The organism is Buchnera aphidicola (Myzocallis carpini) (genome assembly GCF_964059025.1).
Lineage (GTDB): Bacteria > Pseudomonadota > Gammaproteobacteria > Enterobacterales > Enterobacteriaceae > Buchnera_L > Buchnera_L aphidicola_AK.
Window position 1 is genome coordinate 384,656 of sequence record NZ_OZ060376.1, and the last position, 18,904, is coordinate 403,559.

Annotated in this window: 30 protein-coding genes and 1 tRNA gene; 2 read left to right on the forward strand and 29 right to left on the reverse strand. The window is 26.9% G+C overall.

Annotated features, from left to right (window positions below):
- Nucleotides 1-13 precede the first annotated feature (13 nt).
- From rplR to tusD, 25 genes are all read right to left on the reverse strand, one after another.
- Nucleotides 14-373 carry a 50S ribosomal protein L18 gene (gene rplR / locus AB4W53_RS01780; RefSeq protein WP_367672138.1) on the reverse strand — a complete coding sequence of 120 codons (360 nt, stop codon included), beginning with the start codon at nt 371-373 and terminating at the stop codon, nt 14-16.
- A gap of 7 nt (nt 374-380) precedes the next feature.
- Nucleotides 381-917: a 50S ribosomal protein L6 gene (gene rplF, locus AB4W53_RS01785; RefSeq protein ID WP_367671765.1), complete on the reverse strand. Its 537-nt coding sequence runs from the start codon at nt 915-917 to the stop codon at nt 381-383.
- Nucleotides 918-931: 14 nt separating this feature from the next.
- On the reverse strand, nt 932-1,327 hold the full coding sequence (rpsH, locus tag AB4W53_RS01790) for a 30S ribosomal protein S8 (RefSeq protein WP_367671767.1): 396 nt from the start codon (nt 1,325-1,327) through the stop codon (nt 932-934).
- Nucleotides 1,328-1,369: 42 nt separating this feature from the next.
- Complete coding sequence (rpsN, locus tag AB4W53_RS01795) at nt 1,370-1,675, reverse strand: 30S ribosomal protein S14 (RefSeq protein WP_367671768.1); 306 nt, start codon at nt 1,673-1,675, stop codon at nt 1,370-1,372.
- Nucleotides 1,676-1,696: 21 nt separating this feature from the next.
- The gene (gene rplE, locus AB4W53_RS01800; protein WP_367671769.1) at nt 1,697-2,236 is read right to left on the reverse strand and encodes a 50S ribosomal protein L5; all 540 of its coding nucleotides are present in this window, start codon (nt 2,234-2,236) and stop codon (nt 1,697-1,699) included.
- 12 nt (nt 2,237-2,248) lie between these two features.
- Nucleotides 2,249-2,566 carry a 50S ribosomal protein L24 gene (gene rplX / locus AB4W53_RS01805; RefSeq protein WP_367671770.1) on the reverse strand — a complete coding sequence of 106 codons (318 nt, stop codon included), beginning with the start codon at nt 2,564-2,566 and terminating at the stop codon, nt 2,249-2,251.
- A 20-nt stretch (nt 2,567-2,586) separates the two neighbouring features.
- Complete coding sequence (gene rplN / locus AB4W53_RS01810; RefSeq protein WP_367671771.1) at nt 2,587-2,955, reverse strand: 50S ribosomal protein L14; 369 nt, start codon at nt 2,953-2,955, stop codon at nt 2,587-2,589.
- Nucleotides 2,956-3,072: 117 nt separating this feature from the next.
- Nucleotides 3,073-3,327 carry a 30S ribosomal protein S17 gene (gene rpsQ / locus AB4W53_RS01815; RefSeq protein ID WP_367671773.1) on the reverse strand — a complete coding sequence of 85 codons (255 nt, stop codon included), beginning with the start codon at nt 3,325-3,327 and terminating at the stop codon, nt 3,073-3,075.
- 5 nt (nt 3,328-3,332) lie between these two features.
- Nucleotides 3,333-3,518, reverse strand: coding sequence for a 50S ribosomal protein L29 (rpmC, locus tag AB4W53_RS01820; RefSeq protein WP_367671774.1), 186 nt, complete (start codon nt 3,516-3,518; stop codon nt 3,333-3,335).
- On the reverse strand, nt 3,515-3,928 hold the full coding sequence (gene rplP, locus AB4W53_RS01825; RefSeq protein WP_367671775.1) for a 50S ribosomal protein L16: 414 nt from the start codon (nt 3,926-3,928) through the stop codon (nt 3,515-3,517). The genes rpmC and rplP overlap by 4 nt, the downstream gene beginning before the upstream one ends.
- Before the next feature lie 5 nt (nt 3,929-3,933).
- Nucleotides 3,934-4,647, reverse strand: coding sequence for a 30S ribosomal protein S3 (rpsC, locus tag AB4W53_RS01830; RefSeq protein WP_367671776.1), 714 nt, complete (start codon nt 4,645-4,647; stop codon nt 3,934-3,936).
- An 18-nt stretch (nt 4,648-4,665) separates the two neighbouring features.
- A complete protein-coding gene (gene rplV, locus AB4W53_RS01835; RefSeq protein WP_367671778.1) occupies nt 4,666-4,998 on the reverse strand; it encodes a 50S ribosomal protein L22 in 333 nt (110 codons plus the stop codon).
- Nucleotides 4,999-5,014: 16 nt separating this feature from the next.
- Nucleotides 5,015-5,293: a 30S ribosomal protein S19 gene (gene rpsS / locus AB4W53_RS01840; RefSeq protein ID WP_367671779.1), complete on the reverse strand. Its 279-nt coding sequence runs from the start codon at nt 5,291-5,293 to the stop codon at nt 5,015-5,017.
- A 15-nt stretch (nt 5,294-5,308) separates the two neighbouring features.
- Nucleotides 5,309-6,136, reverse strand: coding sequence for a 50S ribosomal protein L2 (gene rplB, locus AB4W53_RS01845; protein ID WP_367671780.1), 828 nt, complete (start codon nt 6,134-6,136; stop codon nt 5,309-5,311).
- Between the two features lie 26 nt (nt 6,137-6,162).
- Nucleotides 6,163-6,465: a 50S ribosomal protein L23 gene (gene rplW / locus AB4W53_RS01850; protein WP_367671782.1), complete on the reverse strand. Its 303-nt coding sequence runs from the start codon at nt 6,463-6,465 to the stop codon at nt 6,163-6,165.
- The gene (gene rplD, locus AB4W53_RS01855) at nt 6,462-7,067 is read right to left on the reverse strand and encodes a 50S ribosomal protein L4 (protein WP_367671784.1); all 606 of its coding nucleotides are present in this window, start codon (nt 7,065-7,067) and stop codon (nt 6,462-6,464) included. Before rplD ends, rplW begins: the two co-directional genes overlap by 4 nt.
- Before the next feature lie 9 nt (nt 7,068-7,076).
- Entirely contained in the window at nt 7,077-7,706 is a 630-nt protein-coding gene (rplC, locus tag AB4W53_RS01860) for a 50S ribosomal protein L3 (protein WP_367671786.1), read from the reverse strand.
- A gap of 26 nt (nt 7,707-7,732) precedes the next feature.
- Nucleotides 7,733-8,044, reverse strand: coding sequence for a 30S ribosomal protein S10 (rpsJ, locus tag AB4W53_RS01865; RefSeq protein ID WP_367671787.1), 312 nt, complete (start codon nt 8,042-8,044; stop codon nt 7,733-7,735).
- Nucleotides 8,045-8,375: 331 nt separating this feature from the next.
- The gene (tuf, locus tag AB4W53_RS01870) at nt 8,376-9,560 is read right to left on the reverse strand and encodes an elongation factor Tu (protein WP_367671788.1); all 1,185 of its coding nucleotides are present in this window, start codon (nt 9,558-9,560) and stop codon (nt 8,376-8,378) included.
- Nucleotides 9,561-9,616: 56 nt separating this feature from the next.
- Complete coding sequence (fusA, locus tag AB4W53_RS01875) at nt 9,617-11,722, reverse strand: elongation factor G (RefSeq protein ID WP_367671790.1); 2,106 nt, start codon at nt 11,720-11,722, stop codon at nt 9,617-9,619.
- A 93-nt stretch (nt 11,723-11,815) separates the two neighbouring features.
- Complete coding sequence (gene rpsG, locus AB4W53_RS01880) at nt 11,816-12,286, reverse strand: 30S ribosomal protein S7 (RefSeq protein ID WP_367671791.1); 471 nt, start codon at nt 12,284-12,286, stop codon at nt 11,816-11,818.
- Between the two features lie 33 nt (nt 12,287-12,319).
- A complete protein-coding gene (gene rpsL, locus AB4W53_RS01885; RefSeq protein WP_367671792.1) occupies nt 12,320-12,694 on the reverse strand; it encodes a 30S ribosomal protein S12 in 375 nt (124 codons plus the stop codon).
- Nucleotides 12,695-12,762: 68 nt separating this feature from the next.
- On the reverse strand, nt 12,763-13,050 hold the full coding sequence (gene tusB, locus AB4W53_RS01890; protein WP_367671793.1) for a sulfurtransferase complex subunit TusB: 288 nt from the start codon (nt 13,048-13,050) through the stop codon (nt 12,763-12,765).
- A 14-nt stretch (nt 13,051-13,064) separates the two neighbouring features.
- Nucleotides 13,065-13,424: a sulfurtransferase complex subunit TusC gene (gene tusC / locus AB4W53_RS01895; RefSeq protein WP_367671795.1), complete on the reverse strand. Its 360-nt coding sequence runs from the start codon at nt 13,422-13,424 to the stop codon at nt 13,065-13,067.
- Between the two features lie 4 nt (nt 13,425-13,428).
- Nucleotides 13,429-13,821, reverse strand: coding sequence for a sulfurtransferase complex subunit TusD (tusD, locus tag AB4W53_RS01900; RefSeq protein ID WP_367671797.1), 393 nt, complete (start codon nt 13,819-13,821; stop codon nt 13,429-13,431).
- Between the two features lie 180 nt (nt 13,822-14,001).
- Here tusD and tsgA point away from each other — a divergent pair, with 180 nt between their 5' ends.
- Nucleotides 14,002-15,171 carry an MFS transporter TsgA gene (gene tsgA / locus AB4W53_RS01905; protein ID WP_367671799.1) on the forward strand — a complete coding sequence of 390 codons (1,170 nt, stop codon included), beginning with the start codon at nt 14,002-14,004 and terminating at the stop codon, nt 15,169-15,171.
- Between the two features lie 10 nt (nt 15,172-15,181).
- On the opposite strand, the gene trpS is transcribed toward tsgA, so the two are convergent.
- The 4 genes from trpS to aroK are packed head-to-tail and all read right to left on the reverse strand — an operon-like array spanning nt 15,182 to nt 18,596.
- Nucleotides 15,182-16,177 carry a tryptophan--tRNA ligase gene (trpS, locus tag AB4W53_RS01910; protein WP_367671801.1) on the reverse strand — a complete coding sequence of 332 codons (996 nt, stop codon included), beginning with the start codon at nt 16,175-16,177 and terminating at the stop codon, nt 15,182-15,184.
- Between the two features lie 45 nt (nt 16,178-16,222).
- Nucleotides 16,223-16,906, reverse strand: a complete 684-nt coding sequence (rpe, locus tag AB4W53_RS01915; RefSeq protein ID WP_367671803.1) for a ribulose-phosphate 3-epimerase — start codon at nt 16,904-16,906, stop codon at nt 16,223-16,225.
- Nucleotides 16,907-16,961: 55 nt separating this feature from the next.
- Nucleotides 16,962-18,047 (reverse strand): 3-dehydroquinate synthase, encoded by a 1,086-nt coding sequence (gene aroB / locus AB4W53_RS01920; RefSeq protein WP_367671805.1) that lies wholly within the window; start codon nt 18,045-18,047, stop codon nt 16,962-16,964.
- 27 nt (nt 18,048-18,074) lie between these two features.
- On the reverse strand, nt 18,075-18,596 hold the full coding sequence (gene aroK / locus AB4W53_RS01925) for a shikimate kinase AroK (RefSeq protein ID WP_367671806.1): 522 nt from the start codon (nt 18,594-18,596) through the stop codon (nt 18,075-18,077).
- 209 nt (nt 18,597-18,805) lie between these two features.
- Here aroK and AB4W53_RS01930 point away from each other — a divergent pair.
- Nucleotides 18,806-18,892, forward strand: a tRNA-Ser gene (locus tag AB4W53_RS01930).
- Nucleotides 18,893-18,904: the final 12 nt, after the last annotated feature.

Below are 18,904 nucleotides of genomic sequence, written 5' to 3' on the forward strand. Positions count from 1 at the left end.
AAATTATATATCCTTAAAATTTTAATCCTGATTTTCTTGCAGTCTCTGCTAAAATACGAACTCTACCATGATACTTAAATCCTGATCGATCAAAAGAAACCGAATTAATTCCCTGTTTTATAGCTCTTTTTGCAATCATCTCTCCAATAATACTGGACGAAGTTTTATTGCCAGTATATGAAGTAAGAGATTTTTGAATCTTTTTTTCTATTGTAGATGCAGCAGTTAAGACACGAGAATCAAAATTAATAATTTGAGCATACATGTGACGTGATGTTCTATGTATAACTAATCGAATTGACTTTGATGATTTTAACTGACAACGTGTTTTTAAAGCTCTACGCATACGAGAATTTTTTTTATTAAATAAAATTTTCATATTATTTCTTTTTAGCCTCTTTAATTCGTATTTTTTCATTAAAATACCGAATTCCTTTACCTTTATAAGATTCAGGCTTTCTTTTTTTTCTTAAATTGGCTGCTACTTGCCCAAGTAATTGTTTATCAAAACTATATAGTATCATTTCTGTTGAAGAAGTACTATTAATTTTGATTTCATCAGGTAAATGATACTTAATAACATGAGAATATCCTAGATACATACTAATTATATTATTTTTCTCAATGTTAACACGATAACCTACACCAATTAATGATAATTTTTTAGTAAAACCTGTAGTTACACCAAGAATCATAGAATGTACTAAAGATCTTACAGTACCTGCTTGCATCCAACCATAATTTTTATTATTTCGTGATTGGAAGAACAATTTATTATCATCAAATTTTATTATAACAGAATTATGAAAATGATGTGTAAGAGACTTTTCATTACATGTTATAGTAATATTATTTTCCTTAAGTATCACATCTACACTAGAAGGAATTACAATTAGTTTTTTTGCAATACGAGACATTTAACCTCCAAAAATTAAGATACAATACAAATAACTTCTCCTCCTACTCCAATTTTTTTCGCTGCAATATTACTTATTACACCTTTTGAAGTAGATAGAATAGCTATTCCTAGTCCATCCATAACAATAGGTATATTACTTTTACTACAATAAATACGAACACTGGGTTTACTGACTCTATTTATTGTTTCTATTACGGATTTTCCATTAAAATATTTTAAAAATATTTTCAATTCCGATTTATTACATTTCTTATCAATAACATAGTTAATAATATAACCTTCTTTTTTTAATACATTACTAATAGCTACTTTTAAATTCGAAGCAGGCATACAAACAAAAATTTTATTTGCTGATTGACTATTTCGAATTCTTGTAAACATATCCGATATTGGATCTTGCATACTCATATTATCTTCTCTTATTATAATTCATTAAAATAATTTGTAATCTTACCAACTTGCTTTTCTTAATCCAGGAATTTCTCCACGCATCGCTGCTTCTCTTGTTTTAATCCTACTTAAACCAAATTTTCTTAAAAAACCATGCGGCCTACCAGTTTGAAAACATCGATTTCTTTGCCGTGATAAACTAGAATCACGGGGTAATTTTTGTAATTTTAAAACTGCTCCCCACCTTTTTTGTTTAGAAAGTAAAAGGTTAGAAATTATTTTTTTTAATTTCTGACGTTTTACAAAGAATTTTTTTCCTAATTTGATTCGTTTGAATTCACGTGCTTTCATTGATTCTTTTGCCATATTTTATTACCTAAAATAAAATTATTTTTGAAATGGGAAATGAAATGCAGATAATAAAAACAATCCTTCTGTATCAGAATTTGCTGTAGTAGTAATAGTAATATCTAGCCCCCGTAATTTATCAATCGTATCATAATTAATTTCAGGAAATATAATTTGTTCACGTATTCCCATACTATAATTACCACGACCATCAAAAGATTTTTTTGATAAACCACGAAAATCACGAATTCTTGGTATTGTAATATTAATTAAACGATTTAAAAAATCCCATTTTCGAATACCTCGTAGTGTGACTTTACACCCAATAGGATATCCTTGACGTATTTTAAAACCAGAAATAGATCTTTTAGATTTTGTAATAAAAGGTTTTTGACCAGAAATAGCAGTAAGATCTAAAACAGCTCGATCTAATATTTTTTTATTATTATAAGCTTGTCCAACACCCATATTAAGTACTATTTTATCTATTTTTGGTACTTGCATAACACAACGATAATTGAGTTGTATCATTAATTTTTTTATTATATGAGATTTATAATAATCATACAATTTTATCATAAATACCCCAACTTATTCAATTATTTTATGATTAGATTTTAAAAATCTTATTTTCTTTCCAGATTGTATTTTAAAACCAATACGATCTGGTTTTTTAGTATCAGGATTGAAAATTGCAATATTCGAAAGATCAATAAAAGCTTCTTTTTTTACAATACCAGAATTAATATTTTGAGATGGTACACCTTTTTGATGTTTTTTAATGTAATTAATTCCTTTTACAAGTACTTTTTTTTTATCAGAAGAAAATTTTTTTATAATTCCCATTTTACCTTTATCTTTCCCGGTGATCACAATTATATGATCAGAAGAATGAAATTTCATTGCCATAATATTTTCCTTATTAATTATTAAAGCACTTCAGGAGCTAATGAAATAATTTTCATAAATTTTTCTATTCTTAATTCACGTGTTACAGGTCCAAAAATACGCGTTCCAAGTGGTTGATTTAAATTATTTAAAATAACACATGCATTAGTATCAAATCGTATTAATGAACCATCTGAACGACGTATTCCCTTTTTTGTTCTTACTACAACTGCATTAAATACTTCACCTTTTTTTACTTTACTTCTTGGAACAGATTCTTTAACAGTTATTTTAATAATATCACCAATTTTAGCATATCTTTTTTTAGATCCACCAAGTACTCTAATACACATAGCAGAACGTGCACCAGAATTATCAGCTATAGATAATATTGTTTGTTCTTGTATCATGGTTTATATCCTTGTATATTAAATAATTACAAATCATAATACCAATTATATTTTATAAAATAAAATACAATGTATAAAAGAAGACATGCAAATCATGTCTTCAACATTATAAAATTGCTAAAAAATACACTTTTCAACAATTTTTACTAAAGTCCAGGATTTAGTTTTAGAAATTGGTCGACATGCAGCAACTTCTACTATATCTCCATTAGAACATTCATTATTTTCATCATGAATATGTAATTTAGTTTTTTTTTTTATAAACTTTTTATAAATGGGATGTTTAATGATACGTTTAATTAAAACAACAGCAGATTTTTGCATTTTATTGCTTACTACACGTCCTTTGAAAGTACGCACTTTATTCACCATTACTTCTATCCTTTTTGAGTCATTAAAGTTTTAATTCGTGCAATATTTTTTCGTACTTTTCGAAATAAATGAAATTGTTTAAATTTTCCTGTAGAGCGTTGCATTTTTAAATTAAATTGCTCACGTAATAAACTTAATAATTCCATTTTAAGATCTTTAAATGATTTTTTACGTAATTGTAATAAACTCATTTTATCACCATTTTACTAATAAAAATAGTTTTTACAGATAATTTTGATGTTGCTAACTTGAATGCTTGTCGAGATTCCAATTCAGACAAACCACTCACTTCATATAATACCTGTCCTGGTTTTACTAAAGCTACCCAATATTCAACATTTCCTTTACCTTTTCCCATTCGTACTTCTAATGGTTTTTGAGTAATCGGTTTATCTGGAAAAATTCTTATCCAAATTTTCCCTTGTTTTTTAATAAATTTTGTAATCACTTTTCTTGCAGATTCAATTTGACGAGCTGTTATTCTACCTCTTGTAATAGCTTTTATTCCAAATGTGCCGAATTGAATATTGGAATTTAAAATCACGCCCCTATTTTTTCCTTTATGCATTTTACGAAACTTTGTACGTTTAGGTTGCAGCATCTATCTTATTGCCCCCTATCCTGTTTAAGAAATCGGTATTGTTTTTTTTCTTTAAAAAATGTTTTAGTATCATGTTCTAAATATTGCATTCCGTCTAAAATCTCACCCTTAAATACCCAAACTTTTACTCCAATAATACCATAAGTAGTATGTGCCTCTGATAAATTATACTCAATATTTGCACGTAAAGTATGTAATGGAACTCTACCTTCACGATACCATTCTCGTCTTGCAATTTCTGTACCACCTAATCTTCCACTAACCTCTATTTTAATACCTTTCGCACCTTGTCTCATTGCATTTTGCACAGCACGTTTCATAGCTCTTCTAAACATAATTCTTCTTTCAAGTTGTAAAGCGATATTTTCAGAAATTAATTTGGCATCTAATTCAGGTTTTTTAACTTCAGTAATATTAATTTGTGCAGGAAATCCAGTAATTTTCGTAATAATTAATCGTAACTTTTCAACATCTTCACCCTTTTTACCAATAATAATTCCAGGTCTAGAAGTATAAATAGTAATTCGAATATTTTTAGATGGTCTTTCAATAACTATTCTAGCAATAGAAGCATGTTTTAATTTTTTTTTTAAAAATTGACGTACTTTAAAATCACCATGCAAATATTTTGAAAATTCTTTTTTATGAGCAAACCAACTTGAATTCCAAGATTTTATAATACCTAATCTCATACCATGAGGATGTACTTTTTGACCCATAAAATCTCCAAAAAATTTCTATTTATTAGATACAATCACAGTAATGTGACTAGTACGTTTTAAAATTCTATCTGATCTCCCTTTAGCCCTAGGCATCGTACGTTTCATTGTTATTCCGTCATCCACAAAAATTTTTTTTATAAATAATTCTTGTATTTCTATTCCGTAATTATTTTCAGCATTTGCAATTGCTGATTGCAAAACTTTTTTAACTAAAAAAGCAGATTTTTTTTTGTGATATGTTAAAATATTCATAACTTCTGTAACATTTTTCCCGCGAATAAGATCTACAATTAATCGAATTTTTTGAGCTGAAGATTTTGCTTTTTTATATTTAGCTATAATTTCCATAATATTATTTTACGACCTATCGTTTTTTAATTTTCTTATCAGCAGTATGTCCTCTATATGTTCTAGTTAAAGAGAACTCACCTAATTTATGTCCCACCATATCTTCAGTAATAAAAACTGGTATGTGTTGTCTACCATTATGTACGGAAATCGTTAAACCGACCATATTTGGAAAAATTGTTGAACGTCTTGACCATGTTTTTAATGGCTTTTTACTACCTAAGTTCACTGATTGTTTCACTTTATTTAATAAACTAACATCAATAAATGGACCTTTTTTAAGAGATCTAGGCATAAGATGTCCTCAAAATTATTTGTTAAAACTACGGTTTCGTAAAATAAATTTTTCAGTACGTTTATTTTTACGAGTTTTTTTACCTTTAGTTTGTTGACCCCAAGGAGTAACAGGATGTTTTCCAAAATTTCTACCTTCTCCTCCTCCATGAGGATGATCAATAGGATTCATAGCTGTCCCTCGAACTGTAGGACGAATACCTCTCCATCTTGATGCTCCAGCTTTTCCTAAAGTTTGTAACATATGTTCAGAATTACCAACAGTACCAATAGTTGCTCTACATACAGATAATATTTTCCTAATTTCCCCAGAACGCAATCGAATACTAACATATTTTTGATCATGCGAAATAATTTGTGCATAACTACCAGCAGTTCGAGAAATCTGAGCACCTTTTCCAGGTTTAAGTTCAATATTATGTATTAATGTACCTGTTGGAATGTTTTCTAAAATTAAATTATTACCGATTTGAATATTTACTTTCACTCCAGAAATAATTTTATCTCCTACTAAAATACCTTTAGGTGCTAAAATATATCTTCTTTCACCATCTTCGTATAAAATTAATGCTATATTTGCAGATCTATTAGGATCATATTCTATTCGTTCTACTTTTGCAAAAATATTATCTTTATTCCTTTTAAAATCAATAATTCGATAAATACGTTTATGACCACCACCAATATGACGAGTAGTAATATGACCATGATTATTTCTACCACCACTTCTATTTTTTTTTTTTAACAATAAAACATAAGGTTTTCCTTTATACAAGTTTTCGTTTTTAATTTTAACAACATGTCTTCTACCAGAAGATGTCGGATTACATTTAATCACTATCATAATTACTACCTTTCGAATAAAAATATTTAATGAATATCATTAATAAAATCTATATTTTGATCTTTTGAAATTTTTACATAAGCCTTTTTCCAATTACTACGACGAATATCATATTTTCCTTTTTTTTTACATTTACCTTTTATCAAAACAGTATTAATACTATTAACATTAACTGAAAATAATTTTTCAACAGCAGATTTAATTTCTTTTTTAGTAGCTTTAATAGAAACTTTAAATATTACAACATTATTTTTTTTTTTAAAAATAGTAGATTTTTCAGAAACATAAGGAGAATATAATATTTGAAACAACTGAAATTCAGATATCATGTTAATATTTCCTCAATTTTTTTAATTGCAGCAGTAGTAAGTATAATATTTTTACAATTAATTAAACTTACTGGGTCTACTGTTCTTACATCTTTTACAAACACTTTGTGTAAATTACGAGCCGCTAAAAATAAATTATGATCCAAAAAACGAGTAATAATCAAAACATGATTTAATAAATATTCTTTTAATTTCATTAATAATAATTTTGTTTTTGGAAATAATATTGAAAAATTTTTAAATATCATAATACGATTTTTTCGAACTAGTTCCGAAAAAATACTTTTCAAAGCTCCACGATACATTTTTTTATTAACTTTTTGAACATATGATTTTGGCTTAGAAGCAAAAGTGACTCCACCAGATCTCCAAATAGGACTTCTAATTGAACCAACTCTTGCTCTCCCTGTACCTTTTTGACGCCAGGGTTTTCTCCCAGATCCAGAAACTTCTGATTTATTTTTTTGTGCTTTACTACCTTTTCTAGCTGCCGCTGAATATGCAACAACAATTTGATGAATTAATGCTTCATTAAATTTTGTGTCAAAAACATCATCAGAAACTGAAATATATGATTTATCATCTTCAACAATTAACCGCATATTTTTTCCTTATACTTTTATTGCAGGTTTAACAATTACATTACTACCAGAAAAACCAGGAATGGAACCCTTAATAAATATTAAGTTATCTTGAAGATCAACACTCACCACTAATAAATTTTGTACTGTAACTTTTTTATTTCCCATATGACCAGACATTTTTTTTCCTTTAAAAACCCTTCCAGGAGTTTGATTCTGACCAATAGAACCAGGTGCTCTATGCGATAATGAATTACCATGAGTAGCATCCTGCATACTAAAATTCCAGCGTTTTATAGTTCCCGCAAACCCTTTCCCTTTAGAAATACCAGTAATATCAACTTTTTTGATAGTATTAAAAAAATCAACGTTAATCTTTTGTCCTAATTGAAAAACCTGTTCTTTTGCAACTCGAAATTCCCATAATCCATAACCTGCTGATACGTTAGATTTAATAAAATGACCAATTTCAGGTTTTAATAATTTTTTTTTTTTTTTATAACCTGTAGTCACTTGAATAGCATAATAACCATCACTAGCTAAATTTTTAATTTGAGTAATTCTATTTTCTTCAATTTTAATAACTGTTATTGGAATAGAATCTCCTGATTTTTTAAATAATCTCGTCATTCCTATTTTTTTTCCAACTAATCCCATCATAAAATTCACCAATAATAATTATTGAATTAATCTAAACTAATTTGTATATCTACCCCAGCTGCTAAATCAAGTCGCATTAAAGCATCAACAGTTTTTTCAGTTGGCTGCATGATATCAATTAATCTTTTATGAGTACGAATTTCATATTGATCACGTGCATCTTTATCAACATGGGGCGAAATTAATACTGTAAATCGTTCTTTTCTTGTTGGTAAAGGAATTGGACCTTGAACTTGAGCACCAGTTCTTTTCGCTGTATCAACAATTTCTAAAGTAGATTGATCAATCAAACGATGATCAAAGGCTTTTAATCGAATACGAATTCTTTGGTTCTGCATAATGTCAGAACTCCAATATATATATAAATGAAAAATATACCGTATATATATTATACGATATTTCATGACAATAACATTGTATGTTTGTTAAAACATTTTCAGTATGTAAAGAAAAGCACAAAATGAAAATATTAAAAATACAAAAAATAAGAAATATTATTTAGTATAATAAATTTTTATAAGATATATGTTGTATATTTGTTATACATACAATATACAATCAAGGTTTTTTGAAAACTATTTCTCTTGATACAGAAAAGAGAATAATATATTCTCCTTTCTAAAAATCTGTTTTATTAGTATTAATATGTCATTTTCTATAATCGAGAAATCAAGTAATAATTTTTACAACAACACCAGCACCAACAGTTTTTCCACCTTCTCGAATTGCAAATCTCAACCCATCTGCCATAGCAATAGGATTGATTAGAGTAACAATCATCTTAATGTTATCTCCAGGCATAACCATTTCTATATTCTCTGGTAATTCAATAAAACCAGTTACATCTGTAGTTCTGAAATAAAACTGAGGACGATATCCTTTAAAAAAAGGGGTATGTCTTCCACCTTCTTCTTTAGATAAAATATAAACTTCTGATTCAAACTTAGTATGAGGATGGATACTACCTGGTTTTGCTAGTACTTGTCCACGTTCTATTTCATCACGTTTTGTTCCTCTCAATAAAATTCCAACATTTTCTCCCGCTCTTCCTTCATCTAATAATTTTCGAAACATTTCCACACCAGTACAAATAGTTTTACTTGTAGGTTTAATACCAACAATTTCAATTTCTTCACCAACTTTAATAATACCTCTTTCTACCCTTCCAGTTACTACTGTTCCTCTACCAGAAATCGAAAAAACATCCTCAATAGGTAATAAAAATGGTTTTTCAATATCTCTTTTAGGATCAGGAAGATAACTATCTAAAGCATTAGATAAATCTAATATTTTAGACTCCCATTGCTTGTCTCCTTCTAGTGCTTTTAAAGCAGAACCACGAATAATAGGGATTTTATCTCCAGGAAAATCATATTGTGTTAACAAATCACGTACTTCCATTTCTACTAATTCTAATAATTCTTCATCATCAACCATATCACATTTATTTAAAAAAACAACCATATGTGGTACACCAACTTGACGTGCTAATAAAATGTGTTCCCTAGTTTGAGGCATAGGACCATCTGTTGCAGCAACAACTAAAACGGCACCATCCATTTGCGCAGCTCCAGTAATCATATTTTTAATATAATCAGCATGGCCTGGACAATCAACATGTGCATAATGTCTATTTTTTGTATCGTACTCAACATGCGAAGTATTAATTGTAATACCTCTAGCTTTTTCTTCCGGGGCATTATCAATTTGATCAAAAGCACGAGCAGATCCACCATAATGTTTAGATAATACAGTCGTAATTGCTGCAGTCAAAGTAGTTTTACCATGATCTACATGGCCAATGGTACCGACATTAATATGTGTTTTTAATCGTTGAAATTTTTCTTTAGACACAATCGACTCCTTCATATATAGTGTATAAAATATTATAATATAATATCAAACAAAAACTATTTACCTTTTTTCTCAATAATATTCATAGAAATATTTTTCGGAGTTTCTAAATAATTTAAAAATTCCATAGAATAAGACGCTCTTCCCTGAGTTTGAGATCTTAAATCTGTAGCATAACCAAACATTTCAGATAAAGGAACTCTAGAAGCAATTAATTTCCCCAGATGAAAATCTTGCATACCTTCAATAATACCTCTTCTACGATTTAAGTCACCAATAACATCACCCATATACTCTTCTGGTGTTTCAACTTCTACTTTCATAATTGGTTCTAATAATATAGGACGTGCCTTTTTAAATGCGTTTTTAAATGCTATAGAAGCTGCAAATTTAAATGCCAATTCCGAAGAATCAACATCATGATAAGAACCAAAATGTAATCTTACTCCAATTCCAACTACTGGGTATCCTGCAAGTGGTCCAGATTTTAATTGTTCCTGTATACCCTTATCAATCGCAGAAATATATTCGTTAGGAATAACACCACCTTTAATATCATTAATAAATTTATAACCAATATCTCCATCTATAGGAAATAAATCAATAACTACATGTCCATATTGACCTCTACCACCTGTCTGTTTAATGTATTTTCCTTCAATATCTTTAATAGATTCACAAATTGTTTCACGATATGCCACCTGAGGTGTTCCCACATTTGCACTAACATTAAATTCTCTACGCATTCTGTCGATAATAATTTCTAAATGCAATTCTCCCATTCCAGAAATAATAGTTTGATTGGATTCATGATCAATATGTACACGAAATGAAGGATCTTCTTTAGCTAATCTACTTAATGATAAACTCATTTTTTCTTGATCGGTTTTTGTTTTTGGTTCTATTGCAATGGAAATAACAGGATCTGGAAATTCCATTTTTTCTAGAATAATGGGTTTATTTAAATCGCATAAAGTATCACCAGTAGTAACATTTTTTAATCCAATAGCAGCAGCAATATCACCAGCACATACTTCTTTAATCTCTTCTCTTTTATTAGCATGCATTTGTACAATTCTTCCAAAACGTTCTTTTTGCATTTTTCCAGCATTCAAGATTGTGTCTCCAGAAGAAACTATGCCAGAGTAAACACGAAAAAAAGTTAAATTACCTACAAAAGGATCATTAGCAATTTTAAATGCTAAAGCAGAAAAAGGTTCTTTATCATTAGGAACACGATATATATGTACATTAGAATTATTATTTTGAAGACCTTGAACAGATTCTAAATCTATTGGAGAAGGTAAATATTCAACAATAGCATCTAAAAGAGATTGTATACCTTTATTTTTAAAAGCAGAACCACATGTTATTAATGTAATTTCATTATTCAGAGATCGTTTTCGTAATCCTAATTTTATCTCTTTTTCAGATAACTTTTCATTATTTAAATATTTTTCCATTAATTTATCATTGGATTCTATCGCTGTTTCAATGAGAATATTATGCCATTTTTGTGCTATTTGTAACATATTATTAGGAATATCACTGGAACGAAATGTAACACCGCAGTCTATATCATTCCAATATATTGCTTTCATAGCAATTAAATCTATTATTCCAATAAATTTGTCTTCAGAACCAATAGATAACTGTATTGGTATTGGATTAATTTTTAATCTTTCTTTCATTTGATTAATCACTTTAAAAAAATCAGCACCTATACGATCCATTTTATTAATAAAGGCAATTCTAGGAACTTTATATTTATCAGCTTGTCTCCATACTGTTTCTGACTGTGGTTGCACTCCTCCAACAGCACAATATACCATTACAGCACCATCTAAAACTCTCATGGACCGTTCCACTTCAATCGTAAAATCAACATGTCCAGGAGTATCAATTATATTAATTCTATGTGCAGGAAATTGTTTATACATTCCAGACCAAAAAGTTGTTGTAGCAGCTGATGTAATAGTAATACCACGTTCCTGTTCTTGTTCCATCCAATCCATCGTTGCTGTACCATCATGAACTTCCCCAATCTTGTGATTAATACCAGTAAAATATAAAATACGTTCTGTGGTAGTTGTTTTTCCAGCATCAATATGTGCACTAATTCCAATATTACGGTAATGTATTATAGGTGTTGTACGAGCCATTTAAATCCTCTGCAATAATAAAAAATATTTTATTTATAATTATAAATATTTAAATATTTATAACAAAAATACACTATGTAATAATATATTACTTTACCAACGATAATGTGCAAATGCTTTATTAGCTTCTGCTATTCTATGTACTTCGTTACGCTTCTTAATTGCTAAACCTTTATTATCTAAAACATCTACAAATTCATTAAATAATTTTAAACACATAGAATGATCACTTCTTTTACGAGCAGATTCTACTATCCATCTCATTGCTAATGTGTTTCTTCGTTCTGGACGTACTTCTATAGGTACTTGGTAAGTTGAACCACCAACTCTTCTAGATTTTACTTCAACAGTAGGACGAACATGTTCTAAAATTTCATCAAAAATATCTAATGCATTTTTATTAGATTTAGTAGATATTTTTTCTAAAGCAGAATATACAATGTTTTCCGCAATAGACTTTTTTCCATGCATCATCAAGATATTAATAAATTTTGCTAATATTACAGAAGAAAATTTAGGATCTGGTAGAATTTTTCTATTTCCAATAATACGACGACGTGACATATCAATACTCCATCAATAATAAAATTAGTATAATTATTTTTTAATTTTTTTAACACCATATTTTGATCTACTTTGTTTTCTGTTTTTCACTCCAGCACAATCTAATGCACCACGAACAACATGATATCGTACTCCTGGTAAGTCTTTTACACGACCTCCTCGAATTAGAATTACTGAGTGTTCTTGTAAATTGTGGCCTTCTCCACCAATATAAGCAGTGACTTCAAAACCATTAGTTAATTTTACACGACACACTTTACGTAAAGCAGAATTAGGTTTTTTTGGTGTTGTCGTATATACTCTAATACATACTCCTCTTTTTTGAGGACAACGACCCAAAGCAGGAACATTATTTTTTATCATTCTTTTAATACGAGGATATCGAACTAATTGATTTATTGTAGCCATATCATAATCCTTTTAAAAATATTAATAAATTTAAGACTATTATGAAAATACTTATAATATAAAAAATATTACCAATTAATATATTTAGAATATTTTTGAGTTAAAACAATGAATTGAGTATAATTAATACAAATAAAATTACTAGAAATATTATTTAAGAGTCCTCTTGCAAGAACATCTTCTTTTAATAAATATAATTTACAAGAATTTTGGATATTTTTTTCTAAAATTTCAACATTTTTTAAAGCAATTAATACGCCATCCTGTAACGCTATTAAAGTATCATTTGGAAATAACATTAAACGCATTGTTTGAACATCTATTTTGAAAGGAGAGTGAAATAATATATGCAGCATACAAGATTAATATCTTAGAAATTTATAATATGATTACATTGATTAATTTTTTTTCTTAATACTATAGCATCTATAATTTTTGCATTTAAAATAATCGAAATGTCTTTCTCAAAACCTCTTTGTAACAAAGATTCATAGCATATATAAAATTCATTTACATCATATAATGAAAGAATTTTAAAGGAAGCACAATAACTTTTAAAAAATTTTAACCTAGAATTTTGATTATCAATAATTTGAAAAATGCCATCACCAATAAAAAAAATCTTTAAATTGTTAGTATAACAAGAAGCTGATAATACAAAATTTAATCCATCTTTTCCTATATGCTTTCCATATGGAGCATGTGAAAAAATAATAGCTATTTTTTTCATAAATTTAAAATTGTAAAAAGTGATCTGAAGATAACATTGAATATACTAAAGTACTCAACCCAGTTAAATAAAATCCTTTATGTAAATTCCCATGTAAAAATCCAAGTGATTTACTCATTTCATTGGATAAAATACCTTTTTCTTGTGCTGAACTAATACAAATATATAACTTAATAAAAAAAAATTTACTTAATTGATACCATTCACGTACTAAATTTATAGATTCTATTGGTGTATTAATCATATTATTTGCATTTAATACGCCATTGCCATAAAAAAAAATATTTTTAATATTATTTTTTTTATTTTTTAATAAACATTTAGCACACAGAAATGCACTTATTGCATTTTCTGTACTATGAGGGGAACCCATAACTAATATAGTATATATTGACATATCATAATTTAAAAATTTAAAATGACACTTTTATATCATTCTATCATAGAATCTATGTAAAGTAAAAATATTTAATAAAATTATAAACAGAATATATAATAAAAGATTGTAAAAATATTTTAAAAATAAAATATTTCAAAAAGATAAAATACTAAAAATATATAAAAATAGGAAAATAATATGAATAAAAAAAATCTTTTAGGGTTAACGATAATTGGTTTTTTATCATATTTTTTAACAGGAGCAATGATTGTTGTTACTGGAATCGTTATACACAATCTTGCACAATATTTTCACCTTTCAATTGCTAAAATGAGTAATGCATTCACATTCTTAAATGCTGGTATCTTAGTTGCAATATTTTTAAATTCTAGAATTACTCAATGTATTTCTTTAAAAAAACAAATCATCATGGGATTCTTTTTAATAATCATTTCTGTATTAGGATTCATTCAGTCCAATAATCTAATGTTATTTTGTTCAAATATGTTTATCTTAGGAATTGTTGGTGGTATTACAATGTCTATTGGAACATTTTTAATCACCAATATATATTCAGGAAAAGAAAGAACATCAAAATTATTAATCACAGATTCTTTTTTTAGTATGTCTGGAATGATATTTCCAGTACTAGCATCATATTTATTAAGTCATAAAATATTATGGTACTGGATATATATTATTATTAGTATAATATATTTTATTATTTTCCTTATTACATTAAATGTAAAATTTCCAAAAATCAACAATAACATTATTAATCAACAAACAATAGAAAGTAAAAAATATAAAATTAATATATTTATATTATGTTGTTCAGCATTATGTTATATTTTAGGACAACTTGGGTTTATATCTTGGGTTCCTGAGTATACTACTCAAAATATCAAACAAGATATTCAATCTGCTGGAAACTTAGTGAGCAATTTTTGGATGTCATATATGTTTGGTATGTGGTGTTTTAGTTACATATTAACATTCTTTGATCTACAAAAATCAATTACCGTTCTTAGTGGAATTTCTACATTCTTAATGTATTTATTTATTCACAATACATATTTACCAATACTAAAAATTATAATAATTTTTCTAGGTTTTTTTTCCAGTGCAATCTATACTATAATTATTACTTTAACATCATTACAAACTCAACAACCATCTCAAAAATTAATTAATAATGTATTAATGTTTGGAACAATTGGTACCTTATTAACATTTATTATTACTGGTCCTGTGGTATCTACGATGGGAATATATGGGGCATTAATTTTCTGTAATATACTTTATGGAATAGTGTTTATACTATCTGGAATATTAAAATTTACTAGTAATCATAAAAAAAATTTATAAATATCATGTTTTATAATCCCAGTAAATTATAAATATTTTCTATAGTTTTTTGTGCTATTTTTTTTGCTTGATAAGCACCATAGTCTAAAATATTTTTCAAATAGGGTAAATTATTTCTAAAATAATGAAACTTTTCTTGTAATACAGATAATTTATTTGAAATCATACATGCTAATAAATATTTAAAATCTTTATATGAAGTTTTTTTAAAAATTTTTTCTACTTCATGTATATTTTGTCTTTTTAAACTAGCATAAATATTTAATAAATTTGAAATTCCTGGTTTTGTATCAGAATTATAAAAAATTTTATTTTCGGAATCAGTAACTGACTTATTAATCTTGTTAAAAACAGATTTTTTATTATCTAATAAAAATATTACATTATTATGATTAACATCTGTTTTGGACATTTTAATAGTAGGATTCAGCAAAGCCATAATTTTACAACTATATTTATTTGGTATATAACTATCAGGAATATTAAAAAATTTACCATGCAGAAAATTAAATCGATGAGCAATATTTCTTGCTAATTCCAAATGTTGTTTTTGATCCTTTCCAATCAAAACAACATTACTTTGATATAACAAAATATCAGAAGACATTAATATTGGGTAATTAAATAAACCAGAATTAATATTCTTGGCATATATTTTAGACTTTTGTTTAAACTGTACCATTCTTTTTAATTCACCAAAATAAGTATAACAATTTAAAATCCAATTTAATTGACAATGTTGATGTACTTGTGATTGTAAAAATATAATACTTTGTTTTGGATTAATTCCAGCAGATAAATAAAAACATAAAGTATCTAGTTTGGATTGCTGTAATGAACTAATATTTTTAAATACTGTTAATGCATGTAAATCAGCAATACTATAAATGCAATGATGTGTAGTTTGCATAGAAGACCAATGAAGTATTGAACCAATATAATTTCCAATAGTTAATGTACCAGAGGGTTGTACAGCACTAAATAAAATTGGTTTCAATAAATTCATAAATAATTCCTCAAAATATATTCAATTGACATTAAAAAATGACAATTACTTTAATTTCCAATAAATATTTTGTAATTTATTTCTAATCATTGTAATTGTATGCTTATAATTTTTTGAATGAAAAATAGCAGAACCCATAACTAAAATATTTGCTCCAGCACGCACTACTTCGGTGACATTCTCGATGTTAATACCTCCATCTACTTCTAGTAAAATATTGGGAAAAAATTTATTAATTCGAATTCTAACTTCTTTAATTTTATCTAATATTGAAGGAATAAATTTTTGATTTCCAAAACCAGGATTAACACTCATTAATACAATTAAATCTAATTTGTCCATCACATAATCTAAAATATTTAATGGAGTTGCAGGATTTAAAACTAAACCACATTTACACCCGTATTTTTGAATTAAACTAAGGGTTCTATCAATGTGGTTACTAGTTTCTGGATGAAAAGAAATAAATTCTACTCCTAATTTTGCAAAAATAGGAATCAAATTATCCACGGAACGCACCATTAAATGTACATCAATAGGTGCACAAATTTTGTATTTTTTTAAAGATTCTAATACTAATGGACCAAATGTTAAATTAGGAACATAACAATTATCCATAACATCAAAATGAATAATATCACCTCCTGCTTTTAAAACATTATTAACATCTTTTCCTAATCTAGAAAAATCTGCAGATAAAATTGAAGGCGCAATAAAAATTTTTTGCATTTAATTTTCTTATTAAAAAATAAAAAATTTTATCAAAATTATAATAACTAATATTTTATAAAAACGATTGAATAGAAGAAACTATAACATCTTTTTTAATATTATTAAAAATCTCTACTTTACCAATACTAGTAGGTAAAATTAATGTAATACCTCCAGAAATATTTTTTTTATCTCTTTCCATATATTTTAGATATTCTTGTGCATACATATTTTTTGGAGGCATGATTGGTAATCCTGCCATATATATTAATTTCAATATTCTTTTAGTATCAGTACTCTTTAATAATCCAATTATTTCAGCCGTTTTGCTTGCAATAATCATCCCAACAGCGATAGCATCTCCATGAGACCATGTTGAATATCTAAAATGTGTTTCAATAGCATGTCCATAAGTATGTCCAAAGTTTAATAACATTCTTGATTTCTTTTCTCGTTCATCTAAATTAACAATTTTTGATTTTAATTGACAACATTTTTTTATACAATATAACATTTTTTTTGAATCAACTGATAATTTCACTAAATTTTTTTCTAACCAAACAAAAAATTCATAATCAAAAGAAATTGCATATTTAATAACTTCAGCAAAACCAGATACTAACTGCCGAGTAGATAATGTAGATAAAAAAATAGTATCAATAATTACTCCTATAGGTTGCCAAAATGAACCAATCATATTTTTTCCTAAAACATGATTGACTCCTGTTTTTCCGCCTACAGAAGCATCAACTTGAGCTAACAATGTAGTAGGTATTTGAAGAAATCGTATGCCTCTTTGATAAACAGAAGCTACAAAACCAGTTAAATCTCCTATTACCCCCCCTCCTAAAGATATTAGTATAGAATTGCGATCATGTTTTTTTTTTAATAAAAAAGATAATAATGATTCTACAGAATGTAAATTTTTATATTTTTCTCCATCAGGCAATATAAATTCATCTATAATAATACGATATTGTAACAAATAATGTACTATAGTATTTTTCCACATATCAGAAACAACATTATTTGTAACTAATACTACTCTATCACCTTTTTTTAATAAGGGAAATAAATATTTTGAATCAATAATATCATCTCCAATATTAATTGTATAACTATTATTATCTAGAGGTACATCAACATGCTCTATTTTCATAAAATACTCTTGAAATATTTAAATACTTTAAATTTTCTTTAGCATATGAATAATATTAGATACTATCGCTTTTACATTTTTATTATTTGTATTAATAATAATATCAGATATTTCTTCATATAATGGATTTCTTTCATAAGATAATTTTTTTAATATTTCTTCTGTAGAATCAGAGGTATTTAATAACGGTCTATGTTTTTCCCTTTTTGTCCTCATCAATTGCTGCTCAATTTCTACTTTTAAATATATAATAATACCCCGAGAAGATAAACAATGTCTAATTTTTTTAGATAATATTGAACCTCCTCCAGTTGCAAGAATAATCTTATTCATCTTAGTTAATTCATCAATAATTTTTTCTTCCCGGATTCTAAAACCTACTTCTCCTTCTACATCAAATACCCAACTAATATCAACTCCAGTACGATTTTCAATCTCTTGATCGGAATCATAAAAATCCATATGAAGTTCTTTAGATAACTGACGACCAATAGTACTTTTTCCAGCACCCATAGGTCCTATTAAAAAAATATTTCTTTTTTCTAACATATATTTAGTAATTATAAATTGTATTTTTTCAATAAACCCAATTATAAAATATTTATTGGAACCATCGAATATAGTTAATCACTATTAATAATAATACTATAATTTATAAATTAAGAATATTAAAATATATTATATTAAATAGATTTACAGAATTATCAAAATCATTTATTATTATTATACAGAAGTAAAAATATTATATTTTTAAATTTGGTGAGGTGTCCGAGCGGCTTAAGGAGCACGTCTGGAAAATGTGTATACAATAAAATGTATCAAGGGTTCGAATCCCTTTCTCACCAAAATATTATAAT

Bases quoted from the DNA above. Each gene is read 5' to 3' on its own strand.
- rplF (WP_367671765.1), bottom strand. From the start codon at position 917: ATGTCTCGTATTGCAAAAAAACTAATTGTAATTCCTTCTAGTGTAGAT.
- rpsH (WP_367671767.1), bottom strand. From the start codon at position 1,327: ATGAGTATGCAAGATCCAATATCGGATATGTTTACAAGAATTCGAAAT.
- rpsN (WP_367671768.1), bottom strand. From the start codon at position 1,675: ATGGCAAAAGAATCAATGAAAGCACGTGAATTCAAACGAATCAAATTA.
- rplE (WP_367671769.1), bottom strand. From the start codon at position 2,236: ATGATAAAATTGTATGATTATTATAAATCTCATATAATAAAAAAATTA.
- rplX (WP_367671770.1), bottom strand. From the start codon at position 2,566: ATGGCAATGAAATTTCATTCTTCTGATCATATAATTGTGATCACCGGG.
- rplN (WP_367671771.1), bottom strand. From the start codon at position 2,955: ATGATACAAGAACAAACAATATTATCTATAGCTGATAATTCTGGTGCA.
- rpsQ (WP_367671773.1), bottom strand. From the start codon at position 3,327: ATGGTGAATAAAGTGCGTACTTTCAAAGGACGTGTAGTAAGCAATAAA.
- rpmC (WP_367671774.1), bottom strand. From the start codon at position 3,518: ATGAGTTTATTACAATTACGTAAAAAATCATTTAAAGATCTTAAAATG.
- rplP (WP_367671775.1), bottom strand. From the start codon at position 3,928: ATGCTGCAACCTAAACGTACAAAGTTTCGTAAAATGCATAAAGGAAAA.
- rpsC (WP_367671776.1), bottom strand. From the start codon at position 4,647: ATGGGTCAAAAAGTACATCCTCATGGTATGAGATTAGGTATTATAAAA.
- rplV (WP_367671778.1), bottom strand. From the start codon at position 4,998: ATGGAAATTATAGCTAAATATAAAAAAGCAAAATCTTCAGCTCAAAAA.
- rpsS (WP_367671779.1), bottom strand. From the start codon at position 5,293: ATGCCTAGATCTCTTAAAAAAGGTCCATTTATTGATGTTAGTTTATTA.
- rplB (WP_367671780.1), bottom strand. From the start codon at position 6,136: ATGATAGTGATTAAATGTAATCCGACATCTTCTGGTAGAAGACATGTT.
- rplW (WP_367671782.1), bottom strand. From the start codon at position 6,465: ATGATATCTGAATTTCAGTTGTTTCAAATATTATATTCTCCTTATGTT.
- rplD (WP_367671784.1), bottom strand. From the start codon at position 7,067: ATGCGGTTAATTGTTGAAGATGATAAATCATATATTTCAGTTTCTGAT.
- rplC (WP_367671786.1), bottom strand. From the start codon at position 7,706: ATGATGGGATTAGTTGGAAAAAAAATAGGAATGACGAGATTATTTAAA.
- rpsJ (WP_367671787.1), bottom strand. From the start codon at position 8,044: ATGCAGAACCAAAGAATTCGTATTCGATTAAAAGCCTTTGATCATCGT.
- fusA (WP_367671790.1), bottom strand. From the start codon at position 11,722: ATGGCTCGTACAACACCTATAATACATTACCGTAATATTGGAATTAGT.
- rpsG (WP_367671791.1), bottom strand. From the start codon at position 12,286: ATGTCACGTCGTCGTATTATTGGAAATAGAAAAATTCTACCAGATCCT.
- rpsL (WP_367671792.1), bottom strand. From the start codon at position 12,694: ATGGCTACAATAAATCAATTAGTTCGATATCCTCGTATTAAAAGAATG.
- tusB (WP_367671793.1), bottom strand. From the start codon at position 13,050: ATGCTGCATATATTATTTCACTCTCCTTTCAAAATAGATGTTCAAACA.
- tusC (WP_367671795.1), bottom strand. From the start codon at position 13,424: ATGAAAAAAATAGCTATTATTTTTTCACATGCTCCATATGGAAAGCAT.
- tusD (WP_367671797.1), bottom strand. From the start codon at position 13,821: ATGTCAATATATACTATATTAGTTATGGGTTCCCCTCATAGTACAGAA.
- tsgA (WP_367671799.1), top strand. From the start codon at position 14,002: ATGAATAAAAAAAATCTTTTAGGGTTAACGATAATTGGTTTTTTATCA.
- trpS (WP_367671801.1), bottom strand. From the start codon at position 16,177: ATGAATTTATTGAAACCAATTTTATTTAGTGCTGTACAACCCTCTGGT.
- rpe (WP_367671803.1), bottom strand. From the start codon at position 16,906: ATGCAAAAAATTTTTATTGCGCCTTCAATTTTATCTGCAGATTTTTCT.
- aroB (WP_367671805.1), bottom strand. From the start codon at position 18,047: ATGAAAATAGAGCATGTTGATGTACCTCTAGATAATAATAGTTATACA.
- aroK (WP_367671806.1), bottom strand. From the start codon at position 18,596: ATGTTAGAAAAAAGAAATATTTTTTTAATAGGACCTATGGGTGCTGGA.